Source organism: Bathymodiolus heckerae thiotrophic gill symbiont, assembly GCF_900180345.1.
In the GTDB taxonomy this organism is placed as follows: domain Bacteria; phylum Pseudomonadota; class Gammaproteobacteria; order PS1; family Pseudothioglobaceae; genus Thiodubiliella.
Genome location: NZ_FXLV01000003.1, coordinates 28,711 through 47,874, shown reverse-complemented (window position 1 = coordinate 47,874; position 19,164 = coordinate 28,711). Strand labels below are relative to the sequence as shown.

Annotated in this window: 25 protein-coding genes; 4 read left to right on the top strand and 21 right to left on the bottom strand. The window is 38.0% G+C overall.

Annotation, left to right across the window (positions count from 1 at the left end; all coding sequences use genetic code 11):
* Positions 1 to 329: 329 nt before the first annotated feature.
* From CRYPD_RS00955 to CRYPD_RS00930, 6 genes are read right to left on the bottom strand one after another with little or no spacing between them, the layout of a single operon-like run.
* A complete protein-coding gene (locus CRYPD_RS00955) occupies positions 330 to 1,460 on the bottom strand; it encodes a cytochrome-c peroxidase (RefSeq protein WP_138145699.1) in 1,131 nt (376 codons plus the stop codon).
* Positions 1,457 to 2,353 (bottom strand): sterol desaturase family protein, encoded by an 897-nt coding sequence (locus CRYPD_RS00950; protein ID WP_244610223.1) that lies wholly within the window; start codon positions 2,351 to 2,353, stop codon positions 1,457 to 1,459. The genes CRYPD_RS00955 and CRYPD_RS00950 overlap by 4 nt, the downstream gene beginning before the upstream one ends.
* Positions 2,343 to 3,308: an imelysin family protein gene (locus tag CRYPD_RS00945; RefSeq protein ID WP_138145697.1), complete on the bottom strand. Its 966-nt coding sequence runs from the start codon at positions 3,306 to 3,308 to the stop codon at positions 2,343 to 2,345. The genes CRYPD_RS00950 and CRYPD_RS00945 overlap by 11 nt, the downstream gene beginning before the upstream one ends.
* Before the next feature lie 2 nt (positions 3,309 to 3,310).
* Positions 3,311 to 4,357 carry a di-heme oxidoredictase family protein gene (locus CRYPD_RS00940; RefSeq protein WP_244610222.1) on the bottom strand — a complete coding sequence of 349 codons (1,047 nt, stop codon included), beginning with the start codon at positions 4,355 to 4,357 and terminating at the stop codon, positions 3,311 to 3,313.
* Positions 4,338 to 5,639: an imelysin family protein gene (locus CRYPD_RS00935; protein ID WP_138145695.1), complete on the bottom strand. Its 1,302-nt coding sequence runs from the start codon at positions 5,637 to 5,639 to the stop codon at positions 4,338 to 4,340. The genes CRYPD_RS00940 and CRYPD_RS00935 overlap by 20 nt, the downstream gene beginning before the upstream one ends.
* A gap of 24 nt (positions 5,640 to 5,663) precedes the next feature.
* Positions 5,664 to 6,578: a hypothetical protein gene (locus CRYPD_RS00930; RefSeq protein WP_138145694.1), complete on the bottom strand. Its 915-nt coding sequence runs from the start codon at positions 6,576 to 6,578 to the stop codon at positions 5,664 to 5,666.
* 260 nt (positions 6,579 to 6,838) lie between these two features.
* Here CRYPD_RS00930 and CRYPD_RS07805 point away from each other — a divergent pair, with 260 nt between their 5' ends.
* Positions 6,839 to 6,997 carry a hypothetical protein gene (locus tag CRYPD_RS07805; protein WP_171004263.1) on the top strand — a complete coding sequence of 53 codons (159 nt, stop codon included), beginning with the start codon at positions 6,839 to 6,841 and terminating at the stop codon, positions 6,995 to 6,997.
* A gap of 144 nt (positions 6,998 to 7,141) precedes the next feature.
* Here the strand turns inward: CRYPD_RS07805 and CRYPD_RS07800 are convergent, their stop codons facing one another.
* Both CRYPD_RS07800 and CRYPD_RS08335 read right to left on the bottom strand, forming a co-directional pair.
* Positions 7,142 to 7,309: a hypothetical protein gene (locus CRYPD_RS07800; protein WP_212743989.1), complete on the bottom strand. Its 168-nt coding sequence runs from the start codon at positions 7,307 to 7,309 to the stop codon at positions 7,142 to 7,144.
* Positions 7,309 to 7,434: a hypothetical protein gene (locus CRYPD_RS08335; RefSeq protein ID WP_280178647.1), complete on the bottom strand. Its 126-nt coding sequence runs from the start codon at positions 7,432 to 7,434 to the stop codon at positions 7,309 to 7,311. The genes CRYPD_RS07800 and CRYPD_RS08335 overlap by 1 nt, the downstream gene beginning before the upstream one ends.
* Positions 7,435 to 8,178: 744 nt before the next feature.
* Between CRYPD_RS08335 and CRYPD_RS00925 the strand changes: the two genes are divergently transcribed.
* A complete protein-coding gene (locus CRYPD_RS00925) occupies positions 8,179 to 9,078 on the top strand; it encodes a tyrosine-type recombinase/integrase (RefSeq protein WP_138145693.1) in 900 nt (299 codons plus the stop codon).
* 69 nt (positions 9,079 to 9,147) lie between these two features.
* Positions 9,148 to 10,281 carry a cation diffusion facilitator family transporter gene (locus CRYPD_RS00920; RefSeq protein WP_138145692.1) on the top strand — a complete coding sequence of 378 codons (1,134 nt, stop codon included), beginning with the start codon at positions 9,148 to 9,150 and terminating at the stop codon, positions 10,279 to 10,281.
* Here CRYPD_RS00920 and ruvC read toward each other — a convergent pair.
* Genes ruvC through CRYPD_RS00905 form a run of 3 tightly spaced genes read right to left on the bottom strand, consistent with a single transcriptional unit; the run spans position 10,278 to position 11,321 of the window.
* A complete protein-coding gene (gene ruvC, locus CRYPD_RS00915) occupies positions 10,278 to 10,748 on the bottom strand; it encodes a crossover junction endodeoxyribonuclease RuvC (protein ID WP_138145691.1) in 471 nt (156 codons plus the stop codon). The genes CRYPD_RS00920 and ruvC overlap by 4 nt on opposite strands.
* A 4-nt stretch (positions 10,749 to 10,752) precedes the next feature.
* Entirely contained in the window at positions 10,753 to 11,040 is a 288-nt protein-coding gene (locus CRYPD_RS00910; protein ID WP_244610221.1) for a type II toxin-antitoxin system RelE/ParE family toxin, read from the bottom strand.
* A complete protein-coding gene (locus CRYPD_RS00905; protein WP_244610220.1) occupies positions 11,037 to 11,321 on the bottom strand; it encodes a CopG family ribbon-helix-helix protein in 285 nt (94 codons plus the stop codon). Before CRYPD_RS00905 ends, CRYPD_RS00910 begins: the two co-directional genes overlap by 4 nt.
* Before the next feature lie 121 nt (positions 11,322 to 11,442).
* Between CRYPD_RS00905 and trxA the strand changes: the two genes are divergently transcribed.
* On the top strand, positions 11,443 to 11,811 hold the full coding sequence (gene trxA / locus CRYPD_RS00900; protein WP_138145690.1) for a thioredoxin: 369 nt from the start codon (positions 11,443 to 11,445) through the stop codon (positions 11,809 to 11,811).
* On the opposite strand, the gene CRYPD_RS00895 is transcribed toward trxA, so the two are convergent.
* Genes CRYPD_RS00895 through ruvB form a run of 10 tightly spaced genes read right to left on the bottom strand, consistent with a single transcriptional unit; the run spans position 11,808 to position 19,158 of the window.
* Positions 11,808 to 12,137: a Spx/MgsR family RNA polymerase-binding regulatory protein gene (locus CRYPD_RS00895; RefSeq protein WP_138145689.1), complete on the bottom strand. Its 330-nt coding sequence runs from the start codon at positions 12,135 to 12,137 to the stop codon at positions 11,808 to 11,810. The two genes, trxA and CRYPD_RS00895, sit on opposite strands and share 4 nt — an antisense overlap.
* A 7-nt stretch (positions 12,138 to 12,144) precedes the next feature.
* Positions 12,145 to 12,555 carry a PGPGW domain-containing protein gene (locus CRYPD_RS00890; RefSeq protein WP_138145688.1) on the bottom strand — a complete coding sequence of 137 codons (411 nt, stop codon included), beginning with the start codon at positions 12,553 to 12,555 and terminating at the stop codon, positions 12,145 to 12,147.
* 5 nt (positions 12,556 to 12,560) lie between these two features.
* Complete coding sequence (dtd, locus tag CRYPD_RS00885; RefSeq protein WP_138145687.1) at positions 12,561 to 12,998, bottom strand: D-aminoacyl-tRNA deacylase; 438 nt, start codon at positions 12,996 to 12,998, stop codon at positions 12,561 to 12,563.
* Positions 12,995 to 15,031, bottom strand: a complete 2,037-nt coding sequence (glyS, locus tag CRYPD_RS00880) for a glycine--tRNA ligase subunit beta (protein ID WP_138145686.1) — start codon at positions 15,029 to 15,031, stop codon at positions 12,995 to 12,997. Before glyS ends, dtd begins: the two co-directional genes overlap by 4 nt.
* Position 15,032: 1 nt before the next feature.
* Positions 15,033 to 15,740 (bottom strand): septum site-determining protein MinC, encoded by a 708-nt coding sequence (minC, locus tag CRYPD_RS00875; protein WP_171004261.1) that lies wholly within the window; start codon positions 15,738 to 15,740, stop codon positions 15,033 to 15,035.
* Positions 15,741 to 15,746: 6 nt separating this feature from the next.
* Positions 15,747 to 16,115, bottom strand: a complete 369-nt coding sequence (locus CRYPD_RS00870; protein WP_138145684.1) for an antitoxin Xre/MbcA/ParS toxin-binding domain-containing protein — start codon at positions 16,113 to 16,115, stop codon at positions 15,747 to 15,749.
* Positions 16,116 to 16,132: 17 nt separating this feature from the next.
* Entirely contained in the window at positions 16,133 to 17,026 is an 894-nt protein-coding gene (gene tolA / locus CRYPD_RS00865) for a cell envelope integrity protein TolA (RefSeq protein WP_138145683.1), read from the bottom strand.
* Positions 17,023 to 17,460 (bottom strand): protein TolR, encoded by a 438-nt coding sequence (gene tolR, locus CRYPD_RS00860; RefSeq protein ID WP_138145682.1) that lies wholly within the window; start codon positions 17,458 to 17,460, stop codon positions 17,023 to 17,025. The genes tolA and tolR overlap by 4 nt, the downstream gene beginning before the upstream one ends.
* A 6-nt stretch (positions 17,461 to 17,466) precedes the next feature.
* On the bottom strand, positions 17,467 to 18,114 hold the full coding sequence (gene tolQ, locus CRYPD_RS00855) for a protein TolQ (protein WP_138145681.1): 648 nt from the start codon (positions 18,112 to 18,114) through the stop codon (positions 17,467 to 17,469).
* A 15-nt stretch (positions 18,115 to 18,129) separates the two neighbouring features.
* Positions 18,130 to 19,158, bottom strand: a complete 1,029-nt coding sequence (gene ruvB, locus CRYPD_RS00850; protein WP_138145680.1) for a Holliday junction branch migration DNA helicase RuvB — start codon at positions 19,156 to 19,158, stop codon at positions 18,130 to 18,132.
* Positions 19,159 to 19,164: the final 6 nt, after the last annotated feature.

Here is a 19,164-nt window from a genome sequence, read left to right as displayed (position 1 = left end):
CATGAAGCGACTCAATACAAGACCTCGAAAAACACGAGGTGGGAAACAACCAGTTGAGTTATTTTTAGGAAAGGCTGTTGATTTATTAACGGCTTAGGAGAAATTGCACTTAATGTGCGAATTCAAGTAATAATGATAGCACTAACTATATTTAAATAAAAGCCTAACAAAAAAAATCCAATAAAAGCAACTAAAATATCAATTCCTATTCTCCATATAAACCAATGCAGTCACTAAAAAACTTCAAAAAGACAAGATAAAGTGCAAAAAAAATGAGAGAAAATTATGAAAAAAGTAACCTACTCTCAATCATCTTATCAATTCAGGTGTTAATTGCTTTTCAGAAAATGCTCATAACGCTTATCTGTTAAAGTTTTTAGAAAAGCCACTAAAGCATTTACTTTTTTATCTGAAAGTTTTATGCCTTTTTCAAGGTCATTAAAATTTATCGTTTCAGGCACTTCTGCTGCTGCCCAAGGCAGATTAGTTTCAGGATTAGTAGTGCGGTTTTTATTAATGTATTTGTCATAAAACATAATCACAGTTGTTAGATCTTTAAACACGCCATTGTGCATATAAGGAGCGGTGATGGCGACATTTCTAAGACTCGGAGTCCTGAATTTTCCTTTTTGCTTTATGTCGTTTACTTTGGGGTTGTTGAGCAAGCCTTCATCTATCGTCTTTACGCCGTTTTTAGTGCGTAATGCGGTGTTAATTGGCACGCCGATATTGTGGTATTCATAATTGCTAAATGTTTCACCTGTGGCATTATCGAATTTTTTTAGTTGATGGCAAGTGGCACAATTGATGTTACTACTTGAGAAAAATAAAGAGCGTCCTAAATCTTCTAAATCTGTGAGCTCGTATTTGCCCGCCAAATAACGGTCATATTTTGAGTCAAATGGGGCAAAAATTTTGGTTTTTTCAAATTCGGCAATACTTTGTGCCATTGCTGTATACGCTTTGTCGGCATCGTTAAAAACATCATCGCCATAAATATCTTTAAATTGCGTGTTATAAGCAGGATGATTCTTAAAACGATTAATCAAAGTTTGTTTGTTTGGCAAATTCATTTCACCGGGGTTAAGTGGCGGACCACCTGCTTGTCCTTTTAGATCTTGTTCACGCCCGTCGAGAAATTGCCCGCCTATCCATTGTTGGTTTTTTTTATTAAAATGAAAGTCAGGGCTAAGCATAGCATATGCTGCACTTGGGGTGTTTCTATCACCTAAACTTTTACCATCATCGCCAAGAGAGGCAGCGCCACCAACACCATTATCACGATTATCAATAAAGCCTAAACTGGGATTGTGGCAAGTACTGCAAGACTGGGTGCGATTGTTAGACAAAATTGGATCAAAAAACAGCTGTTGACCGAGTGCTTGTTTTTGCGTATTGAGGTTGGATTCTGTGCCACAGGCACTTAACATTAGAATAAAAAATAAGGATAATAACTTCATTTTGATTTGAATAATAGAAAGAAAGGAGAAAAAATAAGCTGATGAAAACGACTAAAGTACTTCATTTCACTGTACTTAATGCCAAATTTTACCCTATTAACATCCCTAGATAGTACTAAGGAATTAAAAAACCAATCCCAGATTGCCAAAAATCCGCCAAAATTAACATTAATATGTTGCTTCGAATGATGAATTTGATGCTGCTTTGGAGAGATTAAAAAGTGCTCAATAATGGCACCAAAACTAATGCCGATATGAGAATGTCGAAGGTTAGAACCTACGAATGAAAAAACAAAAGCCAAAGCGTTTACCCCTAAAATATCAACGATACCAATCATTGCACCAAAGCCATAAATAAACACACCGCTCACTAGCCCGATAACAAACGAATAACGCAAACCAAACAACAAAGACTCGATGGGATGCACCCGATAAAAAGTCAGTGGTGTTAAAACTTTAGCGCTGTGATGCACCTTGTGAAACGCCCACAACCAAGGCACGGTATGTAAAAAACGGTGTAGCCAATAACGGCTCAAATCACTTAAAACAAACAAAATCAGGGTAAAAGATACCATTACTTGGCTGTAAGAAAATCCCTCTATCCGAACAAAACCATATTGCGTTAATAAAAAATCATTCACCCATAATGCCACTTCTTTTGCACCAATCAACACAGGCAAAATAACCAAAACTTTAAAAACAGAGATGAAGATAAAATATCCATAATCCAACAAAGCACTGGGATGCAGCCATAGTTTTTTTGAGAGATTAAGCCTGCGCTTTTTAGGATTAAACCATAAAAAAACTGCCGCAATAACCACCGAACTGAATAAAAACACCCAATAGATACGCCTATGCGGGTCGATTAAATACTCAAGTGGGTTAATCGCCATCAGCATCAAGTACTTTTGAAATAAAGCCCAGTTTGTTCATAAGCGATAAGTAATAAGAATTCATTAACCGATCAGTTGATTGATATAGGGATTTTCCTTTAGCATTAAGCAAATCTTGCTCTTGCATTTTTTCAACTTGTGCGATGGCTTGATTAAGATAGTCGGTGGTTTTATTAATTTCTTTGCTGGCACCAAATTTTCTAGCAACATCGCCAAAATCTTTATAGTTAGGAGCATCAATCGCCTGTTTATGCGCTTGCAGAATAGACAAAATTGCCACTGTGCTATTTTGACTTATAGCATATTCTGCGCGCTGAGCATCTGCATGGTCTTTGTATTTTTTGCTCAAACCAACCACATCGCCAATGCGCCATTCTTTTAAAGCATAAGCACTGCTCACCAAAGTATTTAACAAAATAGCACTGGCAAACTGCTCATCTTGCACGAATTTAGCCTGATGTGCTTGATAGGCGGACTTAATCTCTTGTAAATAACGCTCAATAGACTTTGCCATTATCAAAGCCATCGCACTTACTCTGGCATTAGACAAATCTTGCGTAAATAACAAATATTCAAGTGCGTTAATGGTTTTGTGCGAGTGTTTATAAAGTGCGTAAGACAAATCATCACTAGTGCTAATAATCAAATCTAATTGGGCTTTAATGTCTTCATTATTGCCATGAAAAATATCAATATATCGTGGTGTGTCTAAAAAATCCTCATTTAAATCACCCAACATATAAGTGGCTTCTACTTTTTTCCAATGCCTGACTAATTGAGCAAACAATGCTTGACTTTTTTTGCTTTGTCCTTGTTTGATACTGGCGTTTATTTGCTTAATACTAACAATCGAGCGCTCAACATTGTCAATGATGACTTGCTCAAAAAAGACTTTATCTACTGCATTGGCGCAGAAAGTGAACAGTAAAGCGGTTAGTATGATTACTTTTTTCATAATTACATATTCTCAATAAATCTTATGAATTGTACTCTGTCTTTTTTGCTTAAATTGACAAAACTTTCCTTAGCCGATTGCGCTTCGCCACCATGCCATAAAATCGCCTCTTCAACAGTGCTGGCACGCCCGTCATGCCAAAAATTAGGTGCTTTTTTGCTGCTCCAAAGCGGTGCAGTGCGAAAATCACCTTCGCCTAAATTATGTACCAATAAATCACTATAAGGATAAATAGTGCGTTTTTCTAAGACATAACTCGGTGTATGACAACGACTACAACCGATTTTAGCAAACAGTTTAATCGGCTTAACTGCACTCACCTTGTCCAAGCTTTTAACAAAATAAGCAATTGCCTTTAAGCGATGTTGTGGTAAATCCAACGAGTTACTTTTGGGGGCGTTGTTGCATTTTTCCTGCTTATTGGTGCAATTTTCCTGCGGATAAAGTGGGTTACTCAAACCCATATCATTATGGGCAGCGTTTGCTGCTTGCGCTAAAATAGATGGCTCGCTGGCACTTAAATTAAAACGCTTTACAGGCTTATTGGGAATACTTGCCAACAAGCCCAAGCCATGCAAAGAAGGGGAAATACGCACCGAGAGAGTGCTATCAACTTTACCATAACCTAGATTACTAAGCTTGACCACTGGCTTTTTTAATACCACTTTATCGCCATTTGCATAATGTGCTGTGTACATTTGATAATCAATTGCCACCTTTGCCTCCGCAGGCACATTGCCAGCAGATTGTGTGCTAATCTGCCCCCCGTAAATAGTATTAGGATTGTCTAATTTAACGACAAATTTATTACTCCTACCTCCTTTTGGATGACAATTTACACAAGCATTCTGATTAAACAAAGGGCCCAATCCGTCACGCGCTGTAGTGGATGCAGGAAAAGCCACCCAAGGTTTTTCAAAAAAACTTTTACCCAAAATAAACCTATCTTCATTAAACGCCTTGATTGAGACGGCAAAAACCCTTGGCATCAAAACAATGCCAAGGATTAATGCCAACAATAAGGCTCTATTAAAGTTGAGTCTCTTCACCATCCGTCACATCGCCAATACTCAAATTAACACCGTTTGCTTTAGCCACATTAATCATTTGGTCGCCAATCGCTCTTAACTCATTTTTAAGCTTTTTAATTTGCTTGGCCTGAGAATCATTAGGACGAATTTGGTAATCAAAATGACGAGAGGTTCGTGCCAAAGCATTCATTTGATTCACTTTAGCATCCGCAGATTTAATCAATGCCATTAACTTAGACTTATCTTTTAGTGCATCAATCGGTGCTACGCCGTAATCAACACCGTTGTAAGTGCCAAATAAAATGTTTTTAAAACCCTGATAATTTTGCGTAATATCACGGTGAGTGTTGTCAGAAAAACAACTGTGCTCGTCTTCTTCACTTGGTGTTAATACAGCAACAGCAATGCGCTCATTCGCTAATTCTGATTTAATAAACACGCCCATGCCTGCAAAGATTTGAGACAGCGCTGTTTTCTCATCGATATTTTTAGCGCTGTCTGCATTATTACCTAATAACGCCGCTTTGTAGTTGCTATCGTCTCCATCAGCCCATGCGGCAGTCATCGCTTCAAGATCTGAAACGATAAGTGCAGATGCTGCATTTAGATATTGCTTACGACGATTGGCGTTTTTAGCTGTTGTGTAATCAGCTACGGGTCTTTGGCCAGCAGTCAATGCACCATTGGTAACACCATCTTTCATAAAGTTGGCATAATCTTGGTCTTGACCCCAAAGCAAAAACTCAATCGCATGATAGCCCGTTGCCACATTCGCATCACCACCATTTTCATTCAACGCTGCAAGTGCATCAGGGGTAATATTACTCACATTTACTGTTACAGATTTATTGCCACTTGGGGTAAACGAGCCTTTTGCATCAATGATATTGCCAGAAGTTCTCTTACCTTTAGTATCAGTCGTGTAGTCAATCATATTTTCATCCAACGGCCATGCATTAAGCTGCCCTTCTGGTGCGCCATAAGCCGTATGCCAGCCTTCTTCTGCATCAATCGGACCATTTGACAATCTAAATACCTCTATTTGTCCATAAGATTCACGCGCATTTAGCCAAGTCGCTTTTGCGTTGGCCATGGTTGCGGCTGTGGGATTGTTGGTAAAGCCTTTTAATGCTACTTGTAAAGTTTTAGCATCGTTTAATGCATCCGTATAATTAGCGGTAGCAATATCTGCATAAGTAGTTAATACTCCATTCTTAGCGCCCAAAAATGCTTGAGCAGTAGATGCCACCATTACTATTGTAAGCACTGATGAAACTATAATTCTTTTTTGTGTTCTCATGTTATTTCTCCTAATATTAATCAATTAAAATTCGTAAGCTAAATTAGCGGTCATTACAGTATCTTTGCCTGCCGCTTTTGGGTTGAAGTTTTCTATTGTTAAACCCAAGCCTTCGGTAAACTCATAACCAACGGCAAACAAAGTTGCATCAGCATTAGTAGCGTCGTCAGTGCTGTCTTTTCTCAACGCAACTGTAAAATCACTCATTGTATACTGCGCTTCTACTGAAGTTACATGTGCCTTATTCGCACTAGGGGTCTTAACTGCAACCTTTTCGGCAATCAAAGTAACATTATTTATTGAAAATTGCCCATGAATAGCCGTGCCCTTATTATTCACAATATCTGACTGTTTTTGAGCATCTCCGCCAGCATCACGAATGGTGTCAACGCCAACAGCAAAGTGCTCGCCTTCATAGCCAATAGAGAAACCACGATTCTTACTACTACCGCTCCATGCTGAAAGTGTTATCCCGCCAACTTCCGTTGAAAGTATTAAACTTTTCGTACCAGTATCACCCATACCTTCTGTGGCATTAGAAATCATCATACTTTCATATGCGCCAAACGGTGCGCTTTGCTTACCTATAGAAAAGTCAACACTGTTGATGCTGCCACCAATGGTAATTTCATCAATAACAGGGTTTTTCAGCTCATTGTCCGCATCATCATCAACTTCCGCTAAAAATACAATGTTTGCATTAAACCCATCGGCAATACTGGTCGCAATGCCTATTTCCACTCCATCGACATAAATCTCTTTATCAGTTTGATTGCCTTTGGCGTAATTCACACTAATTGCACCACTAATTTCAACCTTAGTCGCACTATTTTCAAGTTCAGTAATACGATCTTTTAAGGCGTCCATTTCAGTGCCTGCAAATACAGTTGTTGTGCCTACAATTAGCGTACCTAATGTTACAATTTTATTCCTTTTCATATTATTCCTTTACTATTTAAAAAATGCCGCAAAATACGACCACTTTACTTTTGATACTTCCTACACCTTCCTAAAATTCACGGCGTCATTCTGTTAAGAATAAACAAGTAATTTTTTAGTTATACAAATGATACCAGTTATCATTTGCATTAATAATAAACATTATCATAATATACTAATATTGTGATATATCACATAACTCAACTTTACAAATACCGCCTAAAAACCTTTATTACACTTATTGAGACCTTTGCATAAATATGAATAATCATCAAAAATCCACTTTTCACCCGCTTGGCGATTTTTTAAACCCAGCCTTAGCCCTGCTAGGACAAGGTTTAATAAAATCACCAATCTGGCAAAAATTGAATTTTGCTAATCATCCCTATTTATGCAAAGGTCTCTTATTAAATCAATAATTAAAATACAAATATAATAATTGTATTTCATCTAAATCTAGTTCCCTTTCGACTAACAAAGAGTCATCAAACCCCCAAAGATATTTTGCAATACAGTTAATTGTATCAATTTCACACGAACGCATACCGCTTTTTAGATTGATTTTATTTATTACCATTTCTTAACCGTCCAATTTCGTTGGCAACTTCACTCAGCAAAACCTCTTTAATAATTCGACTGGGAACACTGAACCCCCTCATTGAATCAAAATCAAGCGTATTGTGCCTGCGCAGATAACGCACTTTATAGTTATGCCAAAAATCTAACATCATTACTTAGCATGACAGCCACGACATTTATTGCAGCCAGTGCTTGGCTTTTTGTTCTTAGCTGGTGGTTTAATATGCGCTTGATTAACGCTAGGTGTAGTTTGTATATCGATGAGTTTATTTTTCATTATTCCGCCTTTTTTATTTATAGAGACCTTTGCATATTTATGCAAAGGTCTCAAATTGTAAAAGATATATAGATTGCCAGCCTAAATTAGTTTTTTTATGAGAGAGTTTTCCTTTAAACCGGCAATTTATATCCCTTTTTTCATGGAATCCAGCGTAGTGAGCGACAAGCTCTTTACTGGACAAAGAAAATAACAACTATACCGTTGATGAGTTCAAAAAAAATAAGGAGGTTTTTTAAAAATCTGGCATTGGCGTTGTTATTTATAATACTCAATTAGCCAATTTTGAGAAAAAATCCAAATAATCTTTTAATTCTTTTCGACTAATTAGTAAGTAACCTTTCTTTATTTTCATTTTCATTTCTCCTGTTAAATGTTTTATTAACTCAATAAGACTTTTTTGTTCCTAAGTTCTTGTATGCAAATGATACTGATTATCATTTGTATTGTCAACAACAATAACCATTGTTTATGTTTCTTGTGAAATATCACAAAATTTGGACAAAAAATAGCACAAAAATATCGCGCTATCATCAGGTTTATAAAGACTTTTCGCTACATTTGAGATTGACACCAGATTTATCTTTATATATAATGATAATCATTATCATTTATATTTATAACTATGTGTATTTGCAACGCTGTTACCGATAAAGGCATTCAACATCATCAGAAGGTTATCATTTTACTAACCATCCAGCGCGTAGCCCTCCTTGCAGATAATTACGCAAAGACTTTTATTAAATGAGATGCATTAGTAGGCAAGAAATAATCCAATCATTGAATGACAATCATTACAGCGTAACAACAGTCAACGCTTACCAATCTTGGATTGTTCGTTTTTTAAAATATCACAATAAAGCATTATCACTATTTACCACGCAAGATATTCAAGATTTTTTAACCGATTTAATTGTTAAACAAGTCAAAACATCAGCTTACAATCAGGCGTTAAATGCGATTATTTTTTTATACAATAAAATACTCAATGTACCTATAAATAACAATTTAAACTCAGCACTAAGGCTGAAACACAACAATCATTTACCCCAAACACTGTCCAAAAAACAGATTAGTGCTATTGCTTATCACTTAAAAGACTCTTATCAACTGATTGTCTACCTTTTATACGGTTGTGGTTTGCGCTCTAACGAAGTGTTGAACTTGAAATTAGGCGATATTGATTTAACCAACAATCGATTGAGTGTATCCAATCACAAGTACGCTAGAGTATTGTCAATACCTTTGAAAATCACCGACGAAATTCGCAATCAAATGTCATTTGTTAGCGAACAATATAACAAAGATTCTAAGAGTAAATTTTTCCAAAAAAATAATACTGATGCGCTTTATTTGTTCCCGATGAAACAGTTGTGTAATAGTGCAGAAGGTCAATTAACCAGATTTCCTATTATCAGTAATACCCTAAATTACAACATCATCGCCGCTGCCAAAAAAATCAATATTGATTTTAAAGTCACAGCACAAACCTTTAGATATTCTTATGCGCTACATTTATTGCAAAATCAAGTTGACATAAAAACACTACAAAAACTACTCGGTCACAAATACGCCAGATCCACGATTATTTACAGTCATATAGCGCAACAAGTTAGCCAAAAACAAATCTTTATCGCCACTTGATTAATAACACGCTTGTTTGTGAATAAATAACATAAAATAAGAAAGTCATTATTAATAATTTTTAGCGCTTTGAATTCACACAATAAAACAAAAGCCAGTCAAAAAGTTACCTTCATTGGTGCGATTGTTGATTTATTGCTCGCCATCCTTAAAGTGATTGCAGGTGTATTGGGCAACTCCGGTGCGCTGATTGCCGACGGCATTCACTCATTCTCAGATTTGCTTTCCGATGGCATAGTGCTGTATGCCGTCAAACACGCTGCCGAAGAGGCCGATGAGGAGCATCCTTACGGGCATAAACGCTTTGAAACCGTTGCCACGCTGGGATTAGCGATTATTCTGGCGATTGTTGGTGTTGGGGTTATTTTTGATGCTTTTGAACGCTTAAATAACCCAAGTGTGATCACACACAGTACGCTACTTTTAAGTGTTGCTGTGTTGTCTATTTTCTCTAAAGAGGTTTTGTATTGGTACACACTCAAAGTTGCCAAAACTTATAAATCGGATATGCTTAAAGCCAACGCTTGGCATCATCGTTCAGATGCGTTGTCCTCTGTTGTCGTGTTTGTGGGGGTCTTGGGTAGTATTAATGGCTATCCATACTTAGATGGGGTTGCCGCCATTGTGGTTGGCTTAATGGTTGTTTATATTGCTTGGGAATTAGGGGTGAATGCGACCAAAGAGTTGGTTGATACTTCCATTAACGCAGAACAAGTTGAACAGCTCAAACAAGCAATTGGGATGATTAGCGGGGTTAATAATGTGCATTCACTACGCACTCGTAAAATCGGCAGTGCTATTTCAGCCGATGTGCATGTGCAAGTTGACCCGTTTCTGAGTGTCAGCGAGGGACATATTATTAGCGTCAGTGTCGAACGAGCAGCAAAAGAATGCTTAGAAGAGTTGTCTGATGTTACTGTGCATATTGACCCTGAAGATGACGAAACAGTGGCACCTTGCGAGCACTTGCCTGAGCGTGCTGAGGCTCTAGGCATTCTAAACAAAACTTTGTTTAATAATCAATGTGATGGAGAAATTGAACGCATTCAATTACACTATTTAGACGGAAAAATTCATGTAGACTTTTACCTGCCACTCAGTTGTTTGTCTGCGGATATAAGCCATAATGACATTTTAAACAAACTCACTAAAGTTATAAAAGTATTACCCGCCTTTGGCAATATTAAGGTCTATTTTAGTTAAAGACAATGATAAGCATGGCAGATAGCGCCCGCCAGCGCATCTGTTGCATCTTCTTGCGGTGCTTTATTAAGTTTTAAGGATTCGCACACCATATAACTTACTTGATCTTTTGCAGCGTGCCCCTTGCCAACAATCACTTTTTTAATCTGATTGGGGCTGTATTCCACCATGACAATTCCACGAGAGCCAACTGCCGCAATAATCGCACCTCGTGCATGCCCTAGTTTAATAGCAGCGTCTGGATTGGGACGATCAGGTCGCATAAATGCACGCTCAATAACCACAACATCGGGCTGATATTGCTCAACGATTTGACTAATGCCTTCAAAAATTGTGGTAATTCGCTCAGTCAATTCACCTTTGGTGCGAATGCAACCACTGGCAAGATAAGTAAATTTGAGTTTTTCGGCCTCAATCAAACCAAAGCCTGTTACTCTTGAACCGGGGTCAATTCCTAAAATTTTCATAAACTCAAAGAATATCTTTTGGCCGTTGCCTTGAAGTGTGCAACACACGCAAAATTTCAATTTGATTATCACGAACTCGATAAGGCAGGATAAATGGAGTTTTATGCGCAATCAACTCTCTTGTATTTGGCACTCTTCCCAATCTTCCACTGCTTGGTTGTTGGCTCAATAAAAAAACACTTTTTTTAATGCTTTCTACCATTTGTTGAACAGCCTTCGAATTGTCTTGAGCAATACAATCTTTTACCAATTTTAAATCCAGCATAACATAGGCAAACCAAACAACTTTCACAAGGGAATTTTATGTTCAAGACTTGTTCCCCAAGCTTCCATCCATGCCATAGCAGTGTCATTGTCAACAAATTGATTTAGGCTGGACTTGTCAGCCGCAACAACAGCCTGCACCTGCCATTCATTGCTTTCTAAAAAATATTTAAGTGCCTGTGTTGCCAAATATGCCTTTGAACGCTCAGTAGCTTCTGCTAAATTGACAAGGCGATTATTGGTTTCGTCATCAAGGCGAAGTGTCATGGTTGTAGTCATTATCGTTCTATTGTGTTCATATGCTTTCATTATAATGCGACTTTAGTCTTGGGTCAATATCCCATAATAACAAACGATGAATTGGATATTATTGCTTAGCGCAAACAAAAGTCTAAGATATAATATAACTTTTTATTTATCAGAGAAAATCATGGCAGTATTAGAACTCAACAAAGATAATTTTGACAACACAATTCAAAAAAATGACATTGTTATCTTGGATTTTTGGGCGCCGTGGTGCGGTCCTTGTAAGCAGTTTGCACCTACTTACGACGAAGTTTCTGAAAAGTTTGATAAGGTCATTTTTGCAAAAATTAACACGGAAGACGAGCAGGAATTAGCAGGTAATTTTCAAATTCGCTCAATCCCAACCTTGATGATTTTCAGAGAGCAGATTGCTATTTTCTCTCAACCTGGAGCAATGTCAGGTGCTGATTTAGAGGCAGTTATCAAAAAAGCACAAACATTAGACATGAACAAAGTGCGTGAAGAAGTTGCCAAAAAAAAAGCAGGTGACTAAATCAAATCCTGATAAAGTTTTTCATTAAACCCGATTTTAATACCATTCTCTGTTACTAAAACAGGGCGTTTGATAAGCGTTGGATTTTTTAATATCAACGCTAACGAGATGTTTTGTTTTTCGTCATCACTCAGATTTCGATAAGTCGTTGAGCGCTTATTAATTAATTTATCCCAGCCCACACCATCAGCGAAGCTTTGCAAAGTTTGCTCGCTAATTGGGGTTTGACGAAAATCAATAAATTCAAAATCAACACCCCGTGCTGTTAAAAATTTCTGTGCCTTTTTAATGCTGTCACAGTTTTTAATACCATACATTTTTATCATAAGAATCCTATCGATTAAAGGGAGAGTGGTTGGTTTTAGAGCGTAACCAATTAAGTGTTTTAAAAGTTGGGTCGTGATTAATAAATTTAATTTCTAGCTTACGCTTACCTGGAAACTCCATTAAAAATAAACCCAACAAAATTGAAATAATGCCTTGACCTGGGGTAACCAACATAATAATACCCGCCAATAATAGCACCAGTCCAATACCTGTTTTAATAATGGCAATCAGTAAACTACCAAAACCTTTAATTTCAGCCTTGTGTTGATTACTTTGCATAAAATAATCAACAGGAATTTTGCTTAACAACCAAGGCATTAACACCAGGCTGATAACAAAAATAACAGCCGAAACAATACCCACTGTTACTAGCAACTCCTCGTATTCAACAAGTAAACTGTTAATAAAATCTAACATTTGGCTTAACACTCCAGTAAAAAAGTAACGGGACCATCGTTAGTCAATGACACCTGCATATCAGCGCCAAAAATACCGCTGGCAATTGGCGAATGCACTTGCTTGATTTGAGTTAAAAAATAATCGTATAAATCTTTGGCAGGTGCGGGCGATTTGGCGCTTGAAAAACCAGCACGAGTGCCTGATTTAGTATCAGCTGCCAGTGTAAATTGAGACACCAAAAGCATCCCGCCATTAATATCAGTAAGTGATAAATTCATTTTTTCTTGACTGTCGTAAAACACCCGGTAAGCCAATAATTTTTTAATCATTTTATCAACTTGAGGTTTTTCGTCTGCCTTTTCAATGCCTAAAAAAACCAAAATCCCTTGATTAATTTCACTTGTTATTTTTCCCTCAATTTCAACTTTAGCATTGGAAACACGCTGGATTAAGGCTTTCACGAACTTAGATACGACACATCAGCTACTGATAAAAATAATGAACGCACCCAGTTAATAAGATTCAAGCGCGCTTGCTTTAAGTGGCTATCATCTGTATTAACCATAACTTCGTTAAAAAAAGTATCAATCGTATCTTTGAGTGCAATCAACTCGTGCATATTGCCAGTGTAATCCGTTGATGAAGTTAGGCGTTTTGCTATCGCATCGGTAGCTTTATATAGTGCCTTTTCGGCATCTTCAAGTAATATTGAGCTATCAACTTCAACAGAAAGATTGCTCTGGTCTTTTAAAATATTGGCAATGCGTTTATTTGCCTCAATCAAACTCTCTGACGCCTTGTCTTGAGTAAAGTTGTTAAGCGCCTCAACACGAAGATGGAAATCATAAGGCGACTCAGGACGCACTGCTAATACCGCCTCAAAGGCTTTGCCACTAACTTTTTTCTCCTTATAATAAGCACGCAAACGATCCATCATAAATTTATAAATATCATCTGCACTGTCGATATTAACCTCAGAACTGTGTAATTCAAGCGAGTGCTTAATTAGGGTTTTTAAATCAAGTTTAAGTTCGCCCTCCACCATCATTCTTAATAACCCCAGCGCCATTCTTCTTAGAGCGTAAGGGTCTTTTGAGCCTGTTGGACCTTGTCCAATGCCATAAATACCAGTAATTGTGTCTAATTTATCAGCAATAGCAACACACAAGCCCTCTTTTGTAGAAGGCAATGTGTCACCTGCAAATCTGGGGTGATAATGCTCGCTAATTGCAGTGGAAACTGCCAAATCTTCGCCATCATTTTTGGCGTAATAACCACCCATTACCCCTTGTAAATCAGCAAACTCGCCTACCATATCGGTGATTAAATCTGTTTTTGCCAGCAGCCCTGCACGAGCACTATGCGTTTTATTTGCGCCAATAACACCTGCAATATAAGTGGCAAGTAATTCAATGCGTTTGGCTTTGTTGCCCATTGAACCGAGTGATTTCATAAATAAAACGCTGTCTAATTTTGCAAGTCTGGATACTAAAGAAGTGGCTTTATCTTGCTCCCAAAAAAACTCAGAATCGGTTAATCGAGGGCGAATCACTCGCTCGTTACCATCAATAATCACGGATAAATCACTGGATTTAATATTCGCAACCGAGATAAAAGCAGGTAATAATTTAGCATTATCGTCCACCATATGAAAATATTTTTGGTGTGATTTCATTGCTGAAATCAATGCTTCTTCTGGTACTTGTAAAAATCTTTTATCGAACACGCCAGAGAACGCACAAGGATATTCAACCAAGGCGCACACTTCGTCTAATAAAGATTCGTCAATAACGGCAGTTGCGCCTTTCTTACTGGCTTCTTGCATAACTTGCTGGCGAATGATTTGTTTGCGCACTTCAAAATCCACTTCAATTTGCGCCTTATCAAGTAAAGTTTTTTGGTAATCCTTGGCATGATTAATGCTGAATTCTTGTGCACCTGTAAAACGCAATCCTCGGGTAGTATTACCACTAGCAAGCCCCATAATGTTCGCCTCTACGACATCACTACCAAGCATCATAATTAGCCAATGCACGGGACGCACAAAGTTAAAATCCAAATCGCTCCAACGCATTGCTCGGGTAATTGGTATTTTTTTAATTGCAGTATCAACCACTTCTGCCAATAAATCTTGCGTTTTTAAGCCTTTTTTATCTTGACTAAAAAAGAAATAATCTATTTTGCCAAGCGCTTTTTTCTCCAAGGCGCTTGCCTCCACACCGCAAGATTTTGCAAACCCTGCCACCGCCTGCTCAGGCGCATTCACTGCTGGACCTTTGCGTTCAATAACTTGGTCATCTTGCTGGCATTGTAAATCATACACCAAAACTGCCAAACGCCTTGGGGTGGCAAAAGCCTCCACCTCACTAAAAGATAAATTTAACTCAGAAAATTGCTTAGTCAAATTACTACTTAGGTCATTTGAGAGTTGTTTTAATAACTTAGGTGGCAACTCTTCTGTGCCTAACTCTAATAAAAAATCTTGTGTATTCATATTATTTAATGATTTGAAACCTTAATTTTCCCTCTTTTAAGTCAATCATGACCGAATGCAATTGTAGTTTGGCTGGCACAACATCAAACCGCTTATAAATACCAGCAATAGAAACCAACTGCGCATCAAAAGAATGGACAAAAATCGTGGCCTTTTCATCGCCATCAATGCCTGCAAACACCTTGCCCTGCATCTCTCTATAAGAAGAAACAGAGCCATGTGCAATAACCTCTCCATCAACCTTAACTACACCTAACAACACCAAATCACTGTCTTTGGCAAATACCTGCTGTGCCGATGCAACCTCGCCCACAACAATTTTAGGTAGGCGGTATTCTCTCTCAGGCGTAGGGTCTTTTTTCTTGCTTGGTTTGGTTGTTTCTGGGTTCTTTAAGGCACTGATTGATTTATCAAATACTGCCAAACCTGAAAATCTGGCAAAATCAATCAATTCCTGTACCTGTGAACGAATACCAATCACTACCATATTGTTTTGGGTTAATATCTCTATCAATACTGCCAACTCGTTGGCTTGAAAATGCTTGTTTTCAATCTCTAAAATAACTGGTGCGTGCTGGAACTTCCCCTTATTACTGGTTGATAAATCAGCAATCTCATCAAACAATTCATCCGTATTTTTACTCAATACTTTAAGCGTATAAAACGCCTCATTTTGAACTTCCACCTCAATTAAATCGGTTTTTTTCATCATCTACTACTTCCAACCTTGCGTGCAATCCAAGAAATGCCAAACACGCTTCATTCCTGTATTTCCACTTAACATCAACTCTAGCGGCGCTTTATGATTAAATTTTTTAACTGCTCGTTTCAGCCAAATAGCGGCATATTCACGATTGGTTGGATAAGTTGTGCCTAAAGATTCATGAATACCTAAAACCATCTTGGCCCGCTCAATTGAAACCTCATCAAAATCAAAAGACTTGTCGCCCCTTCTGTATAAATACAAGTGCCTAGGCTTTAACGACAATCCCAATAAGGCGATTTGGTCTTGGTCTGTCAATTTCCAGCCCTCCATTACTTGCGTTAAACGAAAGGTTAGTTGGTTTTTTTGTTCTTCAGTCATTTTTTTCAAACACGCTTTTAATTTACCTTAAAATGGAATATTATTTCATGATCAAATACACTTTTATCTGGTGCACTTGGCAACGGAGAAGCCTTTCTTACTGCCCTTATAATGGCATTTTTAAAATATTTTTCTTTACTTTTATTATCAACATTGCAAGATTTTAACTTAACATCTTTAACATTACCGTTATTGTCTTGTGAGATGTTCACCACACAGCCCCATTCATCTTTTGCACCTGAATAACGCCAATTCTCACGCACTCTGGCAGCAATTTGGTTAGTATATTTTACCTTAAGTTCGTTGAGAATATTTTCCTGAGCGTCTTTTCTCTTTTTATCCACCGCTAACTGTTGTTGCTGGGTTGATGCTCGTTTTTTCTGCTCTGCTTTAAATTTTTTGCTTTCAGTTAGGCGTTTTTTTTCAATCTCTTGCCTTTTCTTTTCCTCAATTTTGGCTTTTTCCTCAGCTGTTTTCCTTTTCTTTTCCGCAATTTTGGTTTTTTCCTCAGCTGTTTTTCTTTTCTTCTCGGCTAAATCTCTGGCTTGCCTTTCTTTTTTAGCCTTGGCTTTGAGTTTGTTAATCTTTCTTTGCTTTTGGTAACGCTTATCCTCTAACTCTCTTAAGCGTCTTTCTTCTCGTTTAAGTTTTTTTTGTTTCTTTTTTTGACCGTCAATCAAGCGTTGCTGCTCTTTCTTAATCTCGTTCAAATCAATTGTTACCGTTTTAGGAATAAACTTAGGCACGGCTTTTGTCGTTGGCTTTTTTTGAACCTCTTCCCAGTGTTGCACATTAGAAAAAAACAACCCAAAAAATACAATAATATGTAGCACTACTGCAACAGAAAAAGCCACAGGATGGCGTTTCGCAATGGCAGGCAGTTTAATTCTTTTGATAAAATCTATATTCATTCTGCCGACTCGGTAACAATGCCAACCTTCTCAACACCGTTTTTTTGTAAAAAAACCATCAGTGCAATTACCGCACCATAAGCAACTTCTCTATCACCTCTAACAAAAACCTTCATCTTTGGAAAAATTTGCAATCTGGCTTGTACTCGTGCGGCAATTTTTCCTGCTGACAAACGCTCAAGTGAACCACCTTCATCCACCAAAGAATTGATAAAATATTCACCATTTTTATTGATGGTGATAATACTGGGCTGTTGTTCAGTAAAGTCAACTGCTTTTGCATTACCACTGGGTAAATCCACCTCAATACCCTGCTCAATAATCGGCGTGGTCATCATAAAAATCACCAACAACACCAACATCACATCAATATACGGCACGATATTAATGTTTGCTTCTATCTTTGCTCTTGCGTATTTTGGCAGGGTAATCATTGCTGTTTAGCGTTGTCTTTGGAAAATAACAAACATCTTTTCAATAAAGGCACTGTATTGATTGCCAATTTCCCCCACTTGAGACATTAGACGATTATAAGCAATAGTTGCTGGAATAGCAGCAAACAAACCAAAAGCAGTGGCAATAAGCGCCTCCGCAATACCGGGTGCAACCACTGCGATACTGGCTTGTTTGATAGATGCCAAGCCAATAAAAGAGTGCATAATACCCCACACCGTGCCGAATAAACCAATATATGGGCTGGAAGAAGCAATCATTGCCAAAATACTCAAATTACTGTCTAAACGCTCAACTTCATCATTCACCGTCGTATTCATTAGACGATAAGCACGCTCGGCGTTTGCCTGATTATTGCCCGTATTTGAGTGGGTAAACTCTTCACAACCCGTGGCAAAAATACTTGCCATTGCACCCTTGGCTGGCAGCTGAGACTTTAGTTCGTCTAATGTCTTAGTGGCTGAAAAAATCTGAGAAAATCTTTTAATATCACTCTTAGAATCCAACAAAATTTTCTTTTTAGATAAAATAAGGGTCCAAGAATAAATACTCATTATCACCAAAATTAACATTACCAATTGCACCACCAAACCAGCCTGTGTGATTAAACCTAAAATACTAATACTATTGTCCATTACTTTTCTCCAAAATTATTTATTGAATAAATCTATCGCTGAATCAGGGCTTTTTAAGCCTAAATGTGCATAGGCCAAATTAGTCGCACTACGGCCTCGTGGTGTGCGCATAATGAACCCTTGCTGTATCAAATACGGCTCAACCATGTCTTCCAAAGTGCCTCGTTCTTCACCAATTGCTGTTGAAAGTGTATCCAAGCCCACCGGCCCACCACCAAATTTTTGTGTCATCACTGACAAATATTCCCTGTCTAATTGCTCCAATCCTAACTCATCCACTTTTAATTCAGTCAACGCCTGTTGTGCAATTTCTTGATGGACAATGCCGTCGGTTTTAACATCGGCAAAATCACGCACTCGGCGCAATAGACGATTGGCGATTCTAGGTGTACCTCGTGAGCGTTTAGCAATCTCCAATGCGCCTTTACCTTCTATTTGAACGCCTAAAATACCCGCAGAACGCTTAACAATTTTTTGTAAATCTACCACTTCATAAAACTGCAATCGCTGCACAATACCAAACCTGTCTCTTAACGGCGAAGTCAGCATACCTGCACGCGTGGTCGCACCAATCAGGGTAAATGGTGGCAACGACAATTGCACAGAATGCGCAGCAACACCTTCACCCACCATAATATCGAGTTTAAAATCCTCTAACGCAGGATACAAGATTTCTTCCACCACAGGATTTAGGCGATGAATTTCATCAATAAACAAAACATCGTACGGTTCAAGCTTGGTAAGTATTGCCGCTAAATCGCCTGAGCGTTCTAACACAGGACCGGAGCTTTGTTTAAACCCTGCGCCCATTTGATTGGCAATCACATTTGCCAATGTGGTTTTACCCAATCCTGGCGGGCCATAAATCAAACAATGATCCAGTGCATCGCCTCGTTTTTTGGCAGCTTTAATAAACAATGACATTTGAGATTTAACATCTTTTTGCCCGATATACTCAGACAGAGAATCAGGGCGAACTGATGTCATAACGATATCTTCGTTGTCTTGACTTTGTCCGCTAACCAAGGAATCTTCTTCTATCATATTTGC